Annotated in this window: 3 protein-coding genes; 1 reads left to right on the top strand and 2 read right to left on the bottom strand. The window is 67.2% G+C overall.

The window, feature by feature from the left end; translation table 11 throughout:
- Nucleotides 1-139: Fe-Mn family superoxide dismutase (locus PKD89_RS19745; protein WP_289012187.1), on the top strand; the 139-nt coding region annotated here is incomplete at its 5' end.
- Nucleotides 140-264: 125 nt separating this feature from the next.
- Here the strand turns inward: PKD89_RS19745 and PKD89_RS19740 are convergent.
- Both PKD89_RS19740 and PKD89_RS19735 read right to left on the bottom strand, forming a co-directional pair.
- Nucleotides 265-1,881, bottom strand: coding sequence for a glutamate synthase-related protein (locus PKD89_RS19740; RefSeq protein ID WP_289012168.1), 1,617 nt, complete (start codon nucleotides 1,879-1,881; stop codon nucleotides 265-267).
- 128 nt (nucleotides 1,882-2,009) lie between these two features.
- Nucleotides 2,010-2,477 (bottom strand): helicase-related protein (locus PKD89_RS19735; protein ID WP_324332918.1); only part of this gene is annotated, 468 nt, incomplete at its 5' end.

Below are 2,477 nucleotides of genomic sequence, written 5' to 3'. Positions count from 1 at the left end.
GAAGGCGCTCCTCACCATCGACGTGTGGGAGCACGCCTACTACATCGACTACCGCAACGCCCGCCCCGACTACATCTCCAACTTTATGGCCAACCTGGTCAACTGGGACTTCGTCGCCCAGAACCTGGCCGCCAGCTGAGCAGCCCGGTTTGCGGCCCGGCCATCGGCCGGACCACGACCGTGAGGTGGCGTCGCCATCGGCCCTTCGGGGTCGGGGCGGCGCCTCACCTCATTTTGCCCGCCGATCACCGCCGTCGTCGCTGTTTACCGGTCAACTCCTCCATAGGCGATCCCGGCCAGATGGGACAGATCCCGGTCGAAGGTGGTGAGGTCATCGAGGGTCAGGTCGGACAGTCGCTCGTGGCCACACGCTCGCGCCAGGGCTGCGATCAACTCGGTGGAGGCGAGAAGGAACCGCTTGAGTCGCTGTGCCGCCTCGTCCACCGGCAAGCGCTCCCGGAGCTTTGGATTTTGGGTGGTGATCCCCACCGGGCAGTTACCCGTGTGGCATGCCCGCATCCCCAGGCACCCGATCGCCTGCATCGGTGAGTTGGCCATGGCGACAGCATCGGCGCCCAGCGCCAGCGCCTTGGCCACGTCCCACGGGGTCCGCAACCCGCCGGTGATGATCAGCGTGACCCCGTCGGCGTCGGCTCGGTCGAGATGCCGTCTCGCTCGGGCCAACGCCGGGATCGTGGGTACCGAGATGTTGTCCCGGAACAGCTTGGGCGCAGCGCCGGTGCCGCCACCGCGTCCGTCGAGGATCACGTAGTCCACGCCCAACGCCAATGCAGCGTCCAGGTCGGCCTCGATGTGTTGGGCCGACATTTTGACGCCAACCGGAATGCCGCCCGACCGGTCCCGAACGCTCGCCAACAGGTCGGCCTTGCCGGCGGTGGTGGCCAGGTCGCCGGTGAACGTGGCGGGTGACACCGCTGCGGTTCCTTCGGGCAACCCGCGGATCTCGGCGATGCGACCGCGCACCTTGATGCCGGGAAGATGACCACCGGTGCCGGTCTTGGCACCCTGGCCGAGCTTCAGGTGAAACGCAGCCACCTTCTCGACCTCGGCCAGGTCCCAGCCGAATCGTCCAGAACCCAACTCGTAGAGGTAGCGCTCGTTGGCGTCGTTCTCTTCGGGCAACATGCCGCCTTCGCCCGAGCAGATCGCCGTGCCGGCCAGTTGCGCACCCGTCGCCAGGGCCACTTTGGCCACTTCGGAGAGCGCCCCGAAGCTCATGTCGGAGACGAACAACGGCAACTCCAGATGGAGCGGCTTCGCCGCCGACGGGCCGATCACAACCGAGGAATCGACCGTCACGTCGTCGAGCAGCGGCGACCGGGCCAACTGAGCGGTCACAAACTGAATGTCGTCCCAGCTCGGAAGCTCGGCGCGGGGGACGCCCATCGCCGCCACCGGGCCATGGGGGCCAACCCGGTCGAGGCCGTTCGCCGCCAGCTGAGCGATCAATCCGACGGTGGGTTCTTCGGCACCACCGTGAAGGTCGGCGTAGACGCCCTGATAGGCCTCGCGGTCGTAGCGCTGCGGGTGTTGGCGGCTGTAGTCGGCGATCTCGTCGGCGTCGACAAACAAGCCACCGTCTTCGACCCAGGCTGCGAACTTCTGGAGACGCTGGGTGTCGTCGTAGGCCGACACCCCGGTGGCCACCCGGTAGTCCCAGCCGTGAACCCCACACACGATGTCGTCGCCGACGATCGTTGCGTCGCCCATCAAGGCGCCCCGGTGCAGGCAACGTCCGTACAGCACCGTCGGCTCGTCATCGATGCGGACGGCGACGAGATCAACGTCCCCCACCAAATAGTGCTGCGGCACCCGATCCCTCAGGTTGTCCCAGTCGTCGAGCCGACGTGAAGTGGTCATCGAGCGCAAACCATGCCATACCGAGCGATCACCCGCTGCCCTGCCGATGAAGTCGCTGGTTTCCGGCTCGAGGTCGGCGACGTCACAGGTCGCCACCGGCACACGCTCTGACGCAGGCCACCGGGGGCTCAGCCCTTCATCAGATAACCGACCTCGTCCTGGCCAAGGATCAGGTCCACCTCGTCGGCCAGGCCACCCAGGTTGGCGAGGCCATCGGCTTCGGTGAGCAGTTCGGTCGCCACGTTGCGGGCCCGCACCACCCACTCGCGATCGCGACGCAGCGATGCCAGGCGCAGGTCGTTGCGGCCCTTCTGGCGCTCCCCCATCAGCGTGCCCTCGCCCCGCAGCTCCAGGTCCACCTCGGCCAACTCGAACCCGTCGGTGCTCTTCACCATCGCCTTGATGCGCTCCTCACCGTCGTCGGACGGCTCGGCCGCCACCAGCCAACACGACGACTTGGCGGCACCGCGACCGACCCGACCGCGCAACTGGTGCAGCTGGGCAATGCCGAAACGGTCGGCATCGAGAATGACCATCACGGTGGCGTTGGGGACGTCGACGCCCACCTCGATCACCGTGGTGGCCACCAGCACGTC

Origin of the sequence: Candidatus Neomicrothrix sp. (assembly GCF_035329545.1) — a bacterium.
Lineage (GTDB): Bacteria > Actinomycetota > Acidimicrobiia > Acidimicrobiales > Microtrichaceae > Microthrix > Microthrix subdominans.
Note: the sequence above shows the minus strand (reverse complement) of the source record. Positions and strands in the feature narration are given on the sequence as shown.